The 17,793-nt window shown below is 74.0% G+C and carries 8 protein-coding genes; all 8 read left to right on the top strand.

Annotation, left to right across the window (positions count from 1 at the left end; translation table 11 throughout):
- Positions 1-2,328: beta-ketoacyl reductase (locus tag ACZ7IF_RS31425; RefSeq protein WP_470978305.1), on the top strand; the 2,328-nt coding region annotated here is incomplete at its 5' end.
- 41 nt (positions 2,329-2,369) lie between these two features.
- On the top strand, positions 2,370-8,597 hold the full coding sequence (locus tag ACZ7IF_RS31420; protein WP_470978302.1) for a beta-ketoacyl synthase N-terminal-like domain-containing protein: 6,228 nt from the start codon (positions 2,370-2,372) through the stop codon (positions 8,595-8,597).
- On the top strand, positions 8,590-9,711 hold the full coding sequence (locus tag ACZ7IF_RS31415; RefSeq protein ID WP_470978299.1) for a DNA alkylation repair protein: 1,122 nt from the start codon (positions 8,590-8,592) through the stop codon (positions 9,709-9,711). Before ACZ7IF_RS31420 ends, ACZ7IF_RS31415 begins: the two co-directional genes overlap by 8 nt.
- Positions 9,708-13,688 carry a bifunctional SDR family oxidoreductase/pyridoxal phosphate-dependent aminotransferase family protein gene (locus ACZ7IF_RS31410; RefSeq protein ID WP_470978296.1) on the top strand — a complete coding sequence of 1,327 codons (3,981 nt, stop codon included), beginning with the start codon at positions 9,708-9,710 and terminating at the stop codon, positions 13,686-13,688. The genes ACZ7IF_RS31415 and ACZ7IF_RS31410 overlap by 4 nt, the downstream gene beginning before the upstream one ends.
- A gap of 85 nt (positions 13,689-13,773) precedes the next feature.
- Entirely contained in the window at positions 13,774-14,079 is a 306-nt protein-coding gene (locus ACZ7IF_RS31405) for a hypothetical protein (protein WP_470978293.1), read from the top strand.
- Positions 14,079-15,251 (top strand): class II histone deacetylase, encoded by a 1,173-nt coding sequence (locus tag ACZ7IF_RS31400; RefSeq protein ID WP_470978290.1) that lies wholly within the window; start codon positions 14,079-14,081, stop codon positions 15,249-15,251. Before ACZ7IF_RS31405 ends, ACZ7IF_RS31400 begins: the two co-directional genes overlap by 1 nt.
- A gap of 41 nt (positions 15,252-15,292) precedes the next feature.
- Positions 15,293-16,084: a thioesterase II family protein gene (locus tag ACZ7IF_RS31395; protein ID WP_470978287.1), complete on the top strand. Its 792-nt coding sequence runs from the start codon at positions 15,293-15,295 to the stop codon at positions 16,082-16,084.
- A complete protein-coding gene (locus tag ACZ7IF_RS31390) occupies positions 16,081-17,682 on the top strand; it encodes an MFS transporter (protein WP_470978282.1) in 1,602 nt (533 codons plus the stop codon). The genes ACZ7IF_RS31395 and ACZ7IF_RS31390 overlap by 4 nt, the downstream gene beginning before the upstream one ends.
- Positions 17,683-17,793: the final 111 nt, after the last annotated feature.

Below are 17,793 nucleotides of genomic sequence, written 5' to 3'. Positions count from 1 at the left end.
GATCACATTCGGTTCGAGGAGTCGCCGTTCTATCTGGCGGATCGTGCGGTGGAGTGGCCGCGTGATGGTGGTCCGCGTCGTGCGGCGGTGAGCGCTTTCGGTATGGGCGGGGTGAACGCGCATGTGATCGTGGAGGAGCCTCCGGTCGTGCCGGTGCGGGAGGGTGTGGCGCAGGACTCGTACGTGGTGCGGGTGAGTGCCGCCGACGAGACGGCACTGCGGACCCTCGCCGGCACCTACGCCGACCGGTTCGACGCGGTACGCGACGACCGGGAAACCGCCGACCTCTGCCATACCGCCAACACCGGACGCTCTCCGCTGGAGTTCCAGACCGCCGTCCATGGACGTACGGCCGCCGAACTCGCCACCGCCCTGCGCTCCGTCGCCGCAGGCGTCATCACGCCCGCCCGGGTCGACCCCGACCTGACCGCGGAAGCCGCGGCGGCCCGCGCCGGGTCGGCCCCGGCACCGCACCGGCCCGCCGGCGCCGCCGAGCTGGCCCGGGCCGGCTACGCGCACATCGACTGGCGTGCGCTCTCCGCTGCGGACGCCCGCGTCACCGACCTCCCCACCTATCCGTTCGAGCGGGGGTCCTACTGGCACACCACCGACCGCGCGGTCGCCGAGCCCGGCCCGGCACCCGCCGCCGAGGCGGTACGCGTCGCGTGGCGCGTCCGGGACCTGGCCCCGGTGCCCGCCACCGGGGCGGGGACGGTCCGCCTGGTCACCGCCGACCCGGAGATCGGGCAAGCGCTGACCAGGGCCCTCCGGGAACGCGGCACGACCGTCGTCGAACCCGGCCACCCGGCGGACGCGGCCATCGTGGTCGACTCCCGCGACGGCAGGCCCCTCGACCTGAGCGGCTTCTGGGCCGAGCTGGGCGAGCTGGTGGCCTCGCTGCCGGCGCACGGGACACTGCTCCGGGCCGGATTCCACGACGCCGCCGTGCACCCCGGCGAACTCGGCAGCCTGCGCCCCGAGCGGGCCGCCACGGCCATGGCCGTACGAGCCGCCGGAGCCGAGGGCCGCAAGCCCACCCTGACCGTCCACCTGGACCCGGCCGACCCGGCCGAGGCCCTGGCCGACCGCATCGCCGCCGAGTACGCCGCCCTGGCGACCGGTGCGGCCACCGGAGCCCACGCCGACGGCGGAACGGCCGCCGTCGCCTACCGGAGGGGCCTGCGCTACACGCCGCACCCCGTCCCCGCCGCGCCCGGCGCACCGTACGCCCTGCCCGCCGACGGGTACCTCCTCGTCACCGGCGGACTGGGCGCGGTCGGACTCCGCCTGACCGAGCGGCTGATCGACCGGGGGGCCAAGCGCATCGGCATCGTCGGCCGGTCGGCCGTCGACCCCGCGCACTCCGCCCCCCTGCGGGCCCTGGCGGCGCGGGCCGAGGTCGAGTACGTCCCCTGCGACGTGTCCGACCCCGCGGCGCTCGCCGCCGTCGCCGGGCAGCTGGGACGGCGCTGGGGCCGGCTGGCCGGCGTCGTGCACTCCTCCGGCGGGGTCAACCCGTTCGGGGCCGTGCAGCGCCGGCCGTGGAACGACGCCGAGAGGGTGCTCGCCCCCAAGGTCCCCGGCTCGCTGAACGTCGTACGGCTGGCCAAGGAGGAGGGCGCCGACTTCGCCGTCCTCGTCTCCTCGATCGCCGGCACGCAGGCCCTGGCAGGCCGTGGACTGGTCGACTACAGCCTCGCCAACGCCTACCAACTGGCGCTCGCCGAGCGGGAGACCGACCCGGTCACCACGGTCACCGCGCACGCGTGGCCCAACTGGACGGGCATCGGCATGAAGGCGGACGCGTCCTTCTCCGCCGGCCACTCGATCGACGCCGAGGACGCACTGGACGCCTTCGCCGACCACCTCCGGTCGGGCGGCGCCGTGATCTTCCCGGGGACCACGGCCGCTACCCCGGCCCGGCCCGCGGAGCCCGTCGGGTCCGCGCCGGTCGAGGTGCGGGCCGAGGCTCCCCCCGTCCCCGCACCGGCGCGCGCCGGGCACGACGGCGGGGCCATGCGCGCCCGGGTCAGGGAGGCCTTCGTCCACGTGCTCGGGGAGGACCCCGGCGAGCGCCCGCTGCCGGGACTGGGGCTCGACTCCCTGGTGATCGCCGAGCTGACCACGGCGCTCGAACAGCGCAGCGGCCTGACCGTCGACCCCTCGCTGCTGATGCGGGCACGCACGGCCGACGACATCGCGGCCGGACTCGCCGCCCACTGGGCACCGTCCGCGGGCAGTCCGCCAGCCCCCGACCACGACGACGCGCCCGCCTCCGCCCTGAGCGCCCTGCTTCGCCCCCTGCTCCGGCGGGACGGACAGCGATGACCGGGCCGCGCACGACCGCAGAGCCGAACGAAAGGACAACCGTGAGCGAGCACGACACCCGCATCGCCGTCATCGGCCTCGCGGTACGGCTCCCGGGCGCCGAGGACGTCGTCGACCTGACGGCCCTGCTCGGCCGCGACGGCGTCGAAGTCGGTGAGGTCCCTCCGAGCCGGTGGGCCCCCGAACTGTACCGGGGCGAGGGGCCCCACCAGGGGACCCACCACCGGGGCGCGTTCCTGGTGGATCCGTTCTCCTTCGACCACGAGGCGTTCGGCATGACCGCCGAGGACGCCGTGTTCCTCGACCCCCAGCAGCGGGTGATGCTGGAGGTCGGCGCCCGGGCCCTGGAGGACGCGGGGTACCTGGGGGTGCGCCGCAGGCTCGACGCGGGCGTGTTCGTCGGCGCCCGCATGAACGGCTACGGATTCGACCGGGGCCGGGGACAGGTCCCGCCCGGCACGCAGGGGTCCGCGGGCGAGGCCGGGCCCGCCGCACTGTGGGGGCGGTCGCAGAACTTCACGGCGGCCTGGCTGTCCGACCGCTTGGACCTGGCGGGTCCGAGCCTGGTGGTGGACACCGCCTGCTCCTCCTCGCTGTCGGCGGTCTGGCTGGCCTGCCAGAGCCTGGCGGCCGGGGCCTGCGAGCTCGCCCTGGTCGGCGGGGTGGACCTGCTGATCGACCCGCTGACCTTCGTCCTCCTCTCCCGCACCGGGGCGCTCTCCCCGGACGGGCTGTGCCACACCTTCGACAGCAGGGCCAACGGCTACGTGCCCGGAGAGGGCGCCGCCGCCCTGGTACTGAAGCCGATGCCGGCGGCGCTGGCCGACGGCGACGTGATCCTCGGAGCCGTCAGCGGGGTCGCCGTCAACAACGACGGCCGCACCATGGGCGTCACCACACCGAACCTGGAAGCCCAGATCGACCTGCTGGACAAGGCCTACCGGACGATCGACCCGGCGACCGTCCAGTACGTGGAGGCACACGGCACTGGCACGGCGATCGGCGACCCGATCGAAGTGCGGGCGCTGACCGAGGTGTTCACCCGGCACGGCGTCCCGCGCAACTCCGTGGCGCTCGGCTCGGTCAAGCGCCGCATCGGCCACCTGCACTCGGCATCGGGCCTGGCCGGACTCGTGAAGATCATCGTCGCCCTGCGTGAGGGCACCGTCCCGGCCGCGGCGGTGGAGTCGCCCAATCCGCGCCTCAACCTCGCCGACAGCCCCTTCCACCTGCCCGGCACGAGCCTGCCCTGGCCGGACGCGCCGGTGCGCCGGGCCGCCGTGAGCGGATTCGGGTTCGGCGGCACCAACGCCCACGTGGTGGTCGAGGCCGCCCCCGTCCCGGCCGCGGCCCCCGCCGGGCCGGCGGACGGCGAGCGACCCGGGCCCGTCCACGTGCTGCCGCTGTCCGCGGACAGCCCGTACGCGCTGCGCGAACTGGCCGCACAGTGGCTGGAGTTCCTGCCCTCCCTCACGGACGGGCCCGGCGGACTCGGTGACGCGTGCGCCACGGCCCGCCTGGCCCGACCGCACCGCACCGAGCGGATCGCCGTCGTAGGGGCGGACGCCGGCCGGCTCGCCGCCGCCCTGCGCGCATGGCTCTTGGAGCCCGCCGCCCCCGGCTCCCGAACCGACGGCACCTCCCGTACGAGCGTGTCGGTGCGCCCCGGGGCCGCCGCGGCCCCGCCCGCGTGGCTGGTCGCTCTCGACGCCTCCTCCCCGGCCGTGCACGAAGTCGTCGGCCTGTTCGAATCCGCCACCGGCACCCCGCTCGCCGCGTTCTCCGGCGAGCTGCTGCGGATCCTGTCCGCCGTCGCCCTCGCGATCGCCCTGCGCGACCTGGGGCTGCCCGAGGAGGCGGTGGACCTGCCCCCGGGCTGGGAGTCGATCGGGGACTTCGCACGGGGCCGTGTTCCGCTGGAGCGGGCACTGGCCGACGTCCTCCGGGGCGACGCGGACCCCTCCGGCCGGACAGAAGACACCGAGGGCCCTGCGGGCACCGACGCCGCCGCCCTGCTGGCCGGGGCCCGCGACGGCCGGGAGGTCACCGAGGTCCTCGCCGGCATCGCCGCCCGGCTCTTCCTGGCGGGCAGGGACATCGACTGGGCCGCGTACCAGCGGACCACCGGCTCGGCGTGGAACAAGCGCCTGCTGCCCCACGCCCAGCAGCGCGGCCGGGCACTGAACCTCGCGGAGCCGCTGCGCTCGGCCGAACCCGGGTCGCCCGCGGAGCTGGTGTCCGACGAAGGAGCGGCCGGGTACACCTACGCCCGGGTCTTCGGTCCGGCCGAAGCGCCCATCGCCCAGCACGCCGTGTACCGCACGCTCATGCTCCCCGGCGTGGCGTGGTTCGACTTCCTGCGCGAAGGCGCCGCACTGCGGGGCGAAGCCTTCCACGGGGCGCGGGACATCCTCTTCCACCGCCCGCTCATCGCGTCCGGGGCCCGCCGGGTCGTCTGCCGGGTGCTCCCGGACGGCGGCTTCAGGGTCGAGGACGGCGAGAGCGGGGAGCCCTACGTCACCGGCCGGCTCGTCACAGAGGATCCCTCCGGGCCGCCGCCTCCCGTCCCCCTGCACACCCTGCTGGCCGACTGCGCGCGCTCCACCGTGCACGCGGGCTCGGGCCTCTACCGGTGGCTGCGCCGGATCGGCTACCACCACGGCCGCTACTACCGGAACATCTCCTGGGTGGCGAGCCTCCCCGACGGCGGCACGCTCGCCCGCGTCGAGGGCACCCGCCAGCGGGAGATGAACCCGCCCGGCGTCGAGCTGTTCCCCGGGCTCCTGGACAGCGTGACGGTCGCGGCGATCGACCCGGCGAACCCCGTGTTCGGCGCGACGGACGCCTCCGCGTTCATCCCGCTCTCGGTGGGCCGGCTGGACGTCCTCGGGCCGCTGGACGCCGCCGCCTACGTACGGACGGAGATCGCCTTCTGGAACGACGAGGCCTGCCGGGTCACCCAGACCGTCACCGACGAGGCGGGCACGCCCCTGCTGGTCTTCGGGGACATGTCGTCCAAGCGGGTGCCCGTCCGGGCGTTCAGCGCGGGGGAGGCGTCAGAGCCGGCTGCATCATCCGTGTCGGCCGTGCCGTCCGTGTCCGAGGCGCGGCCGGCACCGCAGCCGCCCGTGCCCGTTCCGACGCCGCCTCGCCCCGCGGCCCCGGCCGTCCCGGCGGCTCCTGCGGCTCCGACCGTTTCCGCGGCTCCCGCAGCCCCTGCCGCCTCACGGTCCGCTCGGGCCCTCGCCTGGTTCCTGGACTTGACGGGTACCCCCACGGAAGACGCCGATACGGAGTTCCTGTCCGCCGGCTTCGACTCGGTCGGGCTGGTCGCGCTGAGCGAGCGCATCTCCCAGGAACACGGCGTGTCCCTCTACCCGACCGTCTTCTTCGAATACCCGACCCCCCGGCAGTTCGCCGAGTTCCTCGTGGAGGAGGAACCGGCACTCGTCGACGGGTTGGCCGCCCCGGCCGCCCAGGCGCAGGAGCCCGCTCCGCACGCCGAGCCCGTTCCGGAGCCCGCGGCCCCGGCCGCACCGGCGGAGCCCGCACCCGTGGCGCGGGCGGCCGCCACGGCCACTCCGCGCAGGCCCGAGGCCGCGGGCGCGGCCGAGCCCCCCGCCGTCGCCCCGGAGTCCAGGCCGCGCGAGGTCGCCGTCGTGGGCGCCGCCGTCAGACTCCCCACCGCGGGCGACCTGACGGCCTTCGCCGAGCTCCTCATGGAAGGCCGGGACACGGTCCGGCCGCTCCCCGAGGGCCGATGGCGGGAAACGGACGGACCGGTCCCGCACGCCTCGTTCCTTGACCGTGTCGACGAGTTCGACCCGGCCCCCTTCCGGATCTCGGCCCGTGAAGCCCCCCTGATCGATCCGCAGGCGCGCATCGTCTACGAGACCATCTGGGAGGCCCTGGAGGACGGCGGCCGGATCGGCTCGCGCTCCCACGGCCGCACCGGTCTGTGGATCGCCTACAGCCACGACCACTACCACGAGGAGCGGGTGCGCCACGGCGTACCCGACGGCCGGGGCCTCGGCCTGGAGGCGATGATCGCCAACAGACTGTCCTACCTGATGGACTGGCACGGCCCCAGCGGACTCGTCAACACCCTCTGCTCCTCCTCGCTGGTCGCCCTGCACTCGGCACTCCAGCACCTGCGGACCGGCGACATCGACACCGCGGTGATCGGAGCCGTGCACGCCGGCATCAGCCCGGAGTACTTCCGCTCCATGGGCGACCTGAGGGCCCTCTCGCCCCGGCACCGCAGCCGCGCCTTCGACAGCACCGCCGACGGCTTCGTCCCGGGCGAAGGAGCCGTGGCCGTGGTCCTGCGCCGGTACGACGACGCCCTGCGGGACGGTGACCGGATCCGGGGCGTGGTCAAGGGGGCCGCCGTCAACCACGGCGGCCGCACCACCCGCTACTCCGCACCCAGCCCGCGCGCACAAGCGGACGTGATTTCCGCTGCGTTGCGTGATGCGGGGGTGTCTCCGGAGTCGATCGGTCTGGTGGAGGCGCATGGGACGGGGACGGGTTTGGGTGATCCGATCGAGGTGGAGGGTCTGACGCGTGCGTGGCGTGGTCTGACGGGGCGTTCGCAGTTCTGTGCGATCGGTTCGTTGAAGGGGAATGTGGGTCATCTGGAGCCGGCCGCGGGTTTGGCGGGGCTGGTGAAGGTGTTGCTGGCGATGGAGCACGAGATGGTTCCGCCGTCGTTGCACGTGGTGCGGCCCAATGATCACATTCGGTTCGAGGAGTCGCCGTTCTATCTGGCGGATCGTGCGGTGGAGTGGCCGCGTGATGGTGGTCCGCGTCGTGCGGCGGTGAGCGCGTTCGGTATGGGCGGGGTCAACGCGCATGTGATCGTCGAGGAGCCTCCGGTCGTGCCGGTGCGGGAGGGCGTGGCGCAGGACTCGTACGTGGTAAGGGTGAGTGCCGCCGACGAGACGGCACTGCGGACCCTCGCCGGCACCTACGCCGAGGGATTGGAAGCCGGGTCCGCGGAGGATGCGGGGGACTTCGCCTTCACCGCGAACGCAGGGCGTGCCGGGCATCGCTTCCGAGCGGCGGTGCGGGGTGCTGATGCCGGTGAACTGGCCGCCGGTCTGAGGAGTGTGGCGGAGGGCCGGGTCCCCGCTTCCCGCACGGGGGGTGTTTCCGCACCGAACGTGTTCATGTTCACGGGTCAGGGGTCGCAGTACGCGGGCATGGGCCGTGGTCTGTACGCGGTGGAGCCGGTGTTCCGGGCGGCGTTGGACGAGTGTGCCGCTCTGCTGGTGCCGCATCTGGACGTTCCGTTGCCGGAGTTGTTGTTCGGTGGTGGGGTGGAGGGGCTGGACCGGACGGGGTATGCGCAGGTCGGGATCGTGTCGGTGCAGGTGGCTTTGGTGCGCTGGCTGGAGTCGGTCGGTGTCCGTGCGGATGCGGTGGTGGGTCACAGTCTGGGTGAGCTGACGGCCGCGTGGGCGGCGGGAGTGCTCGGGCTGGAGGACCTGCTGAGGCTGACCGCTCTGCGCGGGCGGTTGATGGAGGCGCGGCCGGGCCGGGGTGCGATGGCGGTGGTCCATGCGGAGGCGGATGCGGTGGTGTCGGCTCTGGCCGGGCATCCGGGTGTGGAGGTCGCGGCCTTCAACGCCCCGCGCTCGGTGACGGTTTCGGGGCCGGCGGACGCGGTCGCGGGGTTCCGTGAGGGTTCGGGGCTGCGGACGACGCCGCTGGTGGTCGGCCACGCGTTCCACTCGGCGTTGATGGAGGGGGCGGTCGCCCCGTTCACGCAGGCGGTGGCGGAAGCCCCGCTGTCGGTTCCTGCCCTGCCCTTCGCCTCCTCCGTTTCCGGCGGGTGGCATTCGCCGGAGTCGGCCGTGGATCCGGCGTACTGGGGCCGGGCGATCCGGGAGCCGGTGCGGTTCGGCGAGGCGATCGCGACGCTGAGCGGGCTGGGTGCGGGTGTGGTGTGGGAGATCGGTTCGCATCCGCAGCTGACCCCACTGGCGCGGGCTTCGTGGGACGGGTCGCAGCCGGTGTGGCTGAGCACCCTGCGCCGTGAGCGTGCCGATCAGGCCGAGCTGCACGCGGCCGTGGCCGCGTACGTGAACGGGACCCCGGCCGATCTGGACTGGTCGGGTCTGCACGCCGGCAAGGGGCAGCGCACGATCACCATCCCCACCTACCCCTTCACACGGCAGCGGTTCTGGATATCCACCGGTCCGCACGGCAGGGGCAACAAGACGAACAACGAGAACGAGACGAAGAGGCACAGCAACCATGGCTAGCGAATACGGACTGAAGCGACACTTCAACGGCGAGGCGGCACGCCTGATCGGCGAGAGGATCCGCGCCGTCCACCCCGGGTTCGACGTGGAGGGATACGCGGCAGAGGTCGAGGCACGCATTCCCGGCAAGGAGCTGAAGGACCGCGTCCTCGTCCTGGCCGAAGGGCTGCGCACCCGCCTGCCCGCCGGCTACCCCGACGCCCTGCCGATCCTCCTGTCCGTCCTCGGCGACGAACTCGCCGAAGGCGAGGGCATGTTCAACGCCAGCTGGTACCTCATGCCGGTCGCCCGCTTCGTCGAGGAGTACGGGCTGGACCACCCCGAGGCGTCGCTGGACGCCATCGAGGAGATCACCAGGCGGCACACCGGCGAGTACGCGATCCGCCCCTACCTCGAACAGCACCACGTGCTGACGATGGAGCGCGTCGCGCAGTGGGCCCTGAGCCCGAGCCACAACGTGCGCCGCCTGGCGACCGAGGGCGTCCGTTCCCGGCTGCCCTGGGCCCGGACCCTGACCGTGTTCGTCAAGGACCCGCTGCCGGTCCTGGAGATCCTCGAACCGCTGCGCAGCGACTCCTCCGAGTACGTGCGCAAGTCCGTCGCCAACAACCTCAACGACATCTCCAAGGACCACCCCGACGTCGCGCTCGCGACCGCGCTGCGCTGGCTGGAGGAGAGCCCGACCCCCGAGACCAACTGGATCGTCAAGCACGGGCTGCGCACCCTCGTGAAGAAGGGCGACCAGCAGGCCCTGGCCCTCCTCGGGGCGACGGGGGGCGAGCACGTCAGGGTGCCCCGGCTGCGGGTCACCCCCGGGTCGGTGACCATCGGCGACACCCTCCTCATCAGTTTCGACATCGAGAACACCGACGACCGGCCGCACAGCATCGCCGTCGACTACGTGGTGCACCACGTCCGCAAGAACGGACGCAGCATCCCGAAGGTCTTCAAACTGACCACCCTCGAACTCGGCGCCGGCGAGCAGCGGTCCCTGGAGAAGGCGCACGCCATCAGGGAAGTGCAGACCCGCCGGTACTACCCGGGCGAGCACAGCATCGACATCCAGGTGAACGGCCTCGTCCAGGCCACCGAACGATTCGACCTCCGCACATGAGCGGCCACGGGTCACACCTGCGCGCCGCGGATCCGCTCGTCTCCGACCACCGGATCGGCGGTATCCCGGTCGTCCCCGCCGCCGCGCAGATCGACGCCATGCTGTCGGCCTGCGACGCCGGACGCCCCGACTGCCAGTGGACGCTGGCACAGGTCGCCTTCCGGGCACCCCTGCTCGTGGCGGGGGCCGGTGCCGACATCGAGGTCCGCACGGGCGAGGACGGCCGGTGCGCACTCCGCTCCGTCCGCCCGGAGGACGACGGCGGGCCGGTCGAGCACAGCACCGCCCGGGCGGCCGCCGGCCCGCTCCGGCCGCCCCGCTACGTCGACGTGGCGGCCCTGCGGGCCGGCTGCACGGAGCAGGTGCCGCTGTCGGCCGTGGCGGCGTGGCGCGAGGCGAGCGGGATCGCGTACGGGCCGGCCTACCGGGTGATCCGGTCGGCGCACCGCGGCCCGGACCGCATGGTGCTGATGCTCCGGGCCGCCGACGGTCCGGACACGGCGTCGGCGTCCCCCTTCGTGCCGCCGCCGTTGCTCGACAGCGTCTTCCAGGCACTCGGCATGCTCGACGGCGGTACGGCCGGCGCGTGCCTGCCCTGGTACATCGGCAGGCTGGTGGCCCGCCGGCGGATCTCCGGCACGGTGATCGCCCTGGTCGAACGGGAGGAGCCGGCCGACGCCGGGAGCCGGGACGGCGCCGTACGGGGACGGGCCATGGTCTGCAACCAGCAGGGGGAGGTGCTGCTGGAACTGGACCGCATCACCCTCAAGGCCGCCGGACCCGCGGTGCCGGCGAGCACCGGGGCGTCAGCGGCCACCGCAGCGCCCACCACCCCCACCGTGGCCGCCGCGCCCCCCAGGGCGGCGGAGCCGGGGCGGGCGCCGTCCGCGGTGCCGTCGGTGGTGCCGTCGATCGAGACCGTCGTCTGGCGGGAGACAGACCCGGCTTCCGCCCCGCCGCGGGCGGCCGAGGGGTCCGTGCTGGTCGTGTCCGCACATGCCCTCCGCGCCCCGGAGGGCCGGCACCTCCTGCACCTGACCCCGGCGCAGCTCTCGGCAGAGGACGAGGACGCCCTGCCGGCCGGCACCGGCATCCGGGACGTGGTCTACGTGGCACCGCGCGGGCTCACCGGCGGGGCCGAGGTGACGCGGGCCCTGCAGGAGGTGTTCGCGCTGGTGCGCCGGCTCGCGGCCCGCCCGCCGATGCCCGCCCTGCTGATCGTCACCGCCGGCGCCCACCAGGTGACGGCGCAGGACCCCGTCGACCCCTTCATGACCGCCCTGTGGGGCCTCGGCCGCACGCTGCGGGTCGAGCATCCCCGCAGCGGAGTCCGCCTCCTCGACCTCGGCACCGGCGAACGGACCGGCCCGGAGGGCGAGGACGCCGCGGCCGTGTGGACGGCGCTCGGCCGGGACCGGCCGGAACTCGCCCGGCGCGGCGACACCTGGTACGAACCCTCCTTGCGGCCCCACGCGCCCGCGGGCGCAACCGGCCCGGAGCGCTACCGGGACGGCCGCTTCCTGATCACCGGCGGCATGGGCGGCATCGGACTGCGCGTCGCGGAGTTCCTCGCGGAGGAGGGCTGCGCCCACCTGACCCTGGCCGGGCGGACCGTGCCGGACCGGGGGAGAGCCCGGGAACGCCTCGACCGGCTCGCGGAACGCTGCGACCTGGCGGTCGTGGCGGCGGACGTCCGCACCCTGCGCGAGGCACTGCCCGCCGACGCACGCTACGACGGGGTGTTCCACGGGGCCGGAGTGCTGCGCGACGGACTGGCGCGCGGCCTGACCCCGGAGCAGGTGGACGCCGTACTCGGACCCAAGATCGGCGGAGCGCACGCGCTCGCCGGCCTGGTCTCCGGGTACGAGCGGCCCGCGTTCGTCGCCCTGTTCTCCTCGGTCGCGGCGGTACGGGCCAACCTCGGCCAGAGCGCCTACGCCGCGGCCAACGCCTACCTGGACGGCTACGCCGCCCGCCAACGGGCCGAGGGCCGGCCCTGGTACAGCCTCGGCTGGGGCCTGTGGACCGTCGGCATGGGCGAGTCCATCGCCCCGCAGGCCGCCGCCCACGGCATCCCGGCCCTCACCGAGGACGACGGCATCGACCTGCTCCGCACGGCCCTGGGCCGACCACCCGCGCACTACGTTCTGTCCGCCGCCGCGAAAGCGAGGGATGTACCCATGACCGCTCCCACGTCCGCCACCGGACTGTGGCCGTCGCTCACCCGGGCGATCAGCCAGGTCCTGCTCGTCGACGGCGTGGCCGCCGAGGACGATCTGCTGGAGCTGGGCCTCGACTCGATGATGGCCGTCGAGCTGGCCGCGGCACTGACCCCCGACGGGCTCGACATCGACCCGATGGTGTTCTTCGAGCACACCAACCTCGGCGCGCTGCTCGCCCACCTCGAATCGCTACCGTGCAGCGTTCCCGCCCCCACCTCCCGGCCCGCCCCGGTCGCAGCTCCGGCGCCGGGGCCCGCCCCCGCCCCGGCCCGCGAGGTGCCCGCGGCGGCTTCCGCCGGCGCGGCGCACCCCGTGGCGCCGCAGCAGCGGCCGGCCGCGCCGGCGGCCGCCGCGGGGCGGGTCCCCGCCGACTCCTTCGTCCCCGACTGGGACCGCTTCAGGGAGGCGCCGCAGACCCCGCCCACCCCGGCGGCGGCGCCGGCCCCCGCACCGGCGCCGGCCGCAGCACCCGCCCCCGCACCGGCGGCCGTACCCGCGTCCGCTCCGGCAGCGGACCGGATACCGAGGCGGACCCTGCCCGGCCGGCTGGCCGACGCCCCCCACGGCAGGTTCCTCGACCGCCGCATCGACGCCCTGTCGGCGGAGGACCGCCTGATCGTCGCCAAGGACGAGTACTTCTACGAGCCCGTCATCGAGGAGGCCACGGGCCCCCGCATCAAGTTCGACGGCCGGTGGTTCCTGAACTTCGCCTCCTACAGCTACCTCGGACTCATCGGTCACGACTACATCGACGACCAGGTCCTGCGCGCCGTCGAGCGGCACGGCACCGGCGCGCACGGCGTGCGGCTGCTGGCGGGCACCCTGCACCTGCACCGCGAGCTGGAACTCGCCCTGGCCCGTTTCCTCGGCACCGAGGACGCCATCGTCTTCTCCAGCGGCTACATGGCGAACGTGGCGACCGTCGGCGCCCTCGTGGGCCCCGGAGACTTCGTCATCGGAGACGTCTACAACCACGCCAGCATCCTGGACGGGTACCGGCTGTCCGGCGCCTCGGTCATCACCTACGCCCACAACGACCTCGCCGACCTGGAACGCGCCCTGCGCAAGGCCGGCGACGCGGGCCGCCTGGTCGTCACCGACGCCGTGTTCAGCATGGACGGCGACGTGGCCGACCTGCCCGGCATCGTGGAACTCTGCGAGCGCTACGACGCCCCGCTGATGGTCGACGAGGCGCACAGCCTGGGCGTGCTCGGCGACACCGGCCGCGGCATCACCGAGCACTTCGGCATCGACCCGGCACGGGTCGACGTCAAGATGGGCACCCTCTCGAAGACGGTGCCGAGCGCGGGCGGCTACGTCGCCGGGTCCCGGGACCTCGTCTTCGCGTTGAAGAACAACGCCCGGGGCTGGATGTTCTCGGCCGCGGCGACCCCCGCCCAGGTGGCGGCGGCGAAGGCCGCGGTCGAGGTGATGGCGGCAGCTCCCTCCCTCACCCGGGAACTGCGCGCCAAGACCACCCGCTACCGCGAGCAGCTGCGCGCCCTCGGCTTCGACACCCTGGCCGGCGAGACACCGGTGGTGCCGATCATCTGCACGACCGCCGACCAGGCGGGGGCGATGGCCCGGCTGTGCCAGCTCGACGGCCTCTTCGTCCAGCCGATCGTCTACCCGGCCGTGCCCCGCACGCTGCCCCGGCTGCGGACCATCGTCAACCTCAGCCACTCGGACGCCGACCTGGACGCGGCCGTCGTGACGCTGGAGAAGGCCGGCCGCGCCTGCGGCCTCATCCACTGAGCACCGACCGGCCGGAACCCTCCGCAGGACCGGACGGACACCACCGTGCGCCGACCGCGCGCACGGCAACGAAGGGGGTATCGAGATGACCGACATAGACACCACGGCGTTCTTCGGAGCGGTTCTGAAGACCATCGCCTCGACCCGCAACCACGGCACCGACCTGAGCGAGTTCGCGTCCGGAGTGGTGGAGCCCACGAGGCGGATCCGCACCTTCGAGAAGGAGGTCGGCGACCGGCGGCTCACCACCACCGAGGCCGGGGAGGTGCTCGGCCTGCTGGAGACCACGCTGCGCACCAAGCGCACAGCGGACGAGGAGCGCGAGTACTACCTCCGGTACATCGAGAAGGCCGCCGGGATCAGCCGGGCATCGCTGGGCGTGTCCGTCTGATGAGCGCCCCCCGTCTCGCGTGGTACAGCCACGAGATCTGCTTCTGGCACGACCCCGGTCCCGGATCGGGGTACGTGCCGGTCGGACCGGGCGTCGAGCCGCTGCGCCAGTTCGCGGTCGACCCCGACCTCCGGCGTGCCGAAGGACTGGTGAAGGCGTCGGGCGTGATGGACCGGTTCACCTGCGTCACCCCGGCGCCGGCCTCCGACGAGGACCTGCTGCTCGTGCACGTACCCGAACACATCGAGCGGGTCGAGGCGGCCTCGGCCGCCGGCGCGGGTGACGCGGGCGTCTACGCGTACGTCAACTACCACAGTGCGCAGGCCGCACGGCTCGCCGTCGGGGCCTGCGTGGAGGCCGCCACCGGCGTCGTGGAGGGCCGCTTCGACCGGGCGTACTGCCTGGTGCGGCCGCCCGGCCACCACGCCGAGCCGGACCGGGCGATGGCCCTGTGCCTGTACAACAACCTCGCGGTGGCCGCTCGCGCCGCGCAGCACCGCGGGGCGCGCCGGGTGCTGATCCTGGACTGGGACGTCCACCACGGGAACGGCATCCAGCGGACGTTCTACGAGGACCCCGACGTGCTGTACGTATCGGTGCACCAGGAGGGGCTGTTCCCGGCCGCGTCCGGTCTCGTGCTGGAGACCGGCGCGGGCGCGGGAGCGGGCAGCACGCTCAACGTGCCGCTGCCCGCCGGCGCGGGCGAGGGCGCCTACCTCGCCGTGATGGACCGGATCGTGGAGCCGGCCGCCCGCGCGTTCCGCCCCGACCTGATCCTGGTGGCGGCGGGGGTCGACGCGAGCGGCCACGACCCCATGGGCCGGATGCTGTGCACCAGCCGCACCTTCCACAGCATGACCTCGGCGATGTGCCGGCTCGCCGACGAACTGACCGGGGGCAGGATCGTCTTCGCCCACGAAGGCGGCTACTCGGCGTGGTACCAGCCGATGCTGGTCCTGGGCACGGCGGCGGCGATCGCCGGTCTGCCGGCCCCGCAGGACCCGTTCCTGCACTCCCTGGAGCACCTTCCCGGCCAGCGCCTCCAGCGGCACCAGGAACGGGTGATCATCCACCTGGAGGAACACCACCCCCTGCTGGCGGGCTCCTCGTCAGGGGCCGCGCCGAGGGCCGTGCCCGCGTCTTCGGCCGCGTCCTCGAACGGGGGGCCGTGATGGGCGACTGGTGGATGAGGGTGGGCAGCGGTGCCCGCCGGATGGCCGGTACCCGCCCGGCGCCGGGCCCCCGGGCCCGCCCCCGGTTCCGGGTCGTGGCGCTCCCGCACGCCGGCGGGTGGCCCTCCGCGTTCCGCTCCTGGTGGCAGGTGCTGGCCGAGGACGTCGAGTGCGTGATCGCCCAGCTGCCCGGCCGGGGCGCCCGGATCAACGAGCAGCCGCTGACCCGCGTCGAGCCGCTGGTGGAGGCCCTCGCACGGGACCTCGCGGAGCTGGAGCCGCTGCCGTACGCCGTCATCGGGCACAGCTTCGGCAGCGTGCTCGGATACGAACTCACCCGCGCCATGGAACAGAAGGGACTGCCTCCCACCGTGCTGGCCGTCTCGGCCCGCCAGCCGCCGTGCTTCCCCAGTGAGCCCCCGTTCGCGCACCTCCGCGACGAGGCCGAGCTGATGGGGCACCTGACGGACATCGGCGGGATGTCCCCGGGGCTGATGGACCGTGCCGACCTGATGCGGCCGTCGCTCCGCGCGATCCGTGCCGACCTGGAGGCGATGGAGACCTACCGGCGGCCCCTGTCCGGCACCCGCGTCCCCATCCTGGCGCTCAGCGCGGTCGACGATCCGGTGGTCGTCGACGACCGGATGCACCTGTGGTCGCTGGAGACCTCGGGCGGTTTCGGCCGGCAGACCTTCACCGGCGGCCACTTCTACCTCTACACACCCGCCAACGCGGCGACGGTCGCCGCGCACCTCGTGCCCGGCCTCGACGAACCCCGGTCGAGGACGCTCCCCCCTGCACCCCCGCCCTATGACCGTGTCGGGCACCGATGAGCACCACCCCGAAAGGAACCACCGTGAGCACCCACGCTGAAACCCCCTTACTGGCCGGCCCCCGCGAGTGGTTGGGCCTGGCCGTACTGGCGCTGCCCACCCTGCTGCTGTCCATCGACGTGAGCGTCCTGCACCTGGCGGTACCGCACATCAGCCAGGGCCTGAACCCCTCCGCCTCGCAGATGTTGTGGATCATCGACATCTACGGCTTCCTGATCGCCGGCTTCCTGGTGACCATGGGGACGCTCGGAGACCGCATCGGCCGCCGCAAGCTGCTCCTCATCGGCGCGGCCGCGTTCGGCCTCGCCTCCCTGGCCGCCGTCTTCGCCGGCGACCCGGCCACGCTGATCGCGGCGCGGGCGGCGATGGGCATCGCCGGAGCCACGCTGATGCCCTCGACCCTCGCCCTGATCATCAACATGTTCGGCGACGCGCGGCAGCGCGGCGTGGCGATCGCCGTCTGGGTCACCATGTTCTCGGTGGGCATCGCCCTCGGCCCGGTGGTCGGGGGCGCCATGCTCGAGTACTTCTGGTGGGGTTCGGTCTTCCTGCTCGGCGTGCCCATCATGGCGCTGCTCCTGGTGGCGGGCCCCCTCCTGCTGCCGGAGTACCGCGACGAGGAGGCCGGCCGGCTCGACCTGACCAGCGTGCTGCTGTCGCTCGCCGCGATCCTTCCGGTGATCTACGGCCTGAAGGAGACCGCCAACGACGGGTTCGGCCCGGTCCCGCTCGGGGCGCTCGTCGTGGGGCTGTTCCTCGGCGTGGTGTTCATCCGCCGGCAGCGCACGCTGGAGAGCCCGCTGCTGGACCTCGGCCTCTTCCGCAGCCGTACGTTCCGCACCGCGCTGGTGACGCTGCTGCTCAGCATGCTCGTGGCCGGCGGCACCTACCTGACGGTGACGCAGTTCCTCCAGCTCGTCGGCGGACTGTCCCCGATGAAGGCGGGCCTGTACCTGCTGCCCGCGGCCTTCGCGCTGATCGTGACGGCGGTGGTGTCCCCGATGGCGGCGGCCAGGTACCGTCCCGCGTACGTCGTCGCCGCCGGCCTGGCCCTGTCCGGCATCGGTCACCTGGTGCTGAGCACCGCCGACAGCTCCTCGGGCATCGCCCAGGTGGTGACCGGCTTCGCCCTCGTCTACGCCGGAGGCGGTCCGCTGATCGCCCTGGGCACGGACATCGTCGTCGGATCGGCCCAGCCCGAGCAGGCCGGATCGGCCGCGGCCCTCTCCGAGACGAGCACCGAACTCGGCATGGCGCTGGGCGTGGCCCTGCTCGGCAGCCTCGGGACCGCCGTGTACCGCAGCGGGGTGGACGTCCCCGCGGGTACGCCGGAGGCCGCCGGTGACACGCTCGCCGGAGCGGTCGAGGCGGCGCGGGGCCTCTCCGGGGACGCGGCGACCACCCTGCTGGCCTCTGCCCGGGAAGCCTTCGCCGACGGCCTGAACCTCATCGGCGGCATCGGGGCGCTCGTGGCGCTCGCCTCCGCCGTGCTGGTGGCGGTCGTCATCAAGTTGCCGGCCACCGGAACGGGCGGGGACCCCGCCGCTCCCGACGGTCCGGCCGACGGCGCCGTCCCCGCCGTCAACGTGGAGGCATGACGAGCCTCACCAGCCCTGCGAGGCAGGCCGGAGGCCGGTGGGGGGGGGGGGGGGGGGGGGAGGGGGGGGGGGGCCCGGCGCAGACCCCCGACACGAGCCCGTAGGGGACGT

It is taken from the genome of Streptomyces sp. NPDC037421 (assembly GCF_055602105.1).
The sequence above is the reverse complement of the archived record's forward strand: the minus strand, read 5'-3'. Positions and strand labels throughout refer to the sequence as shown.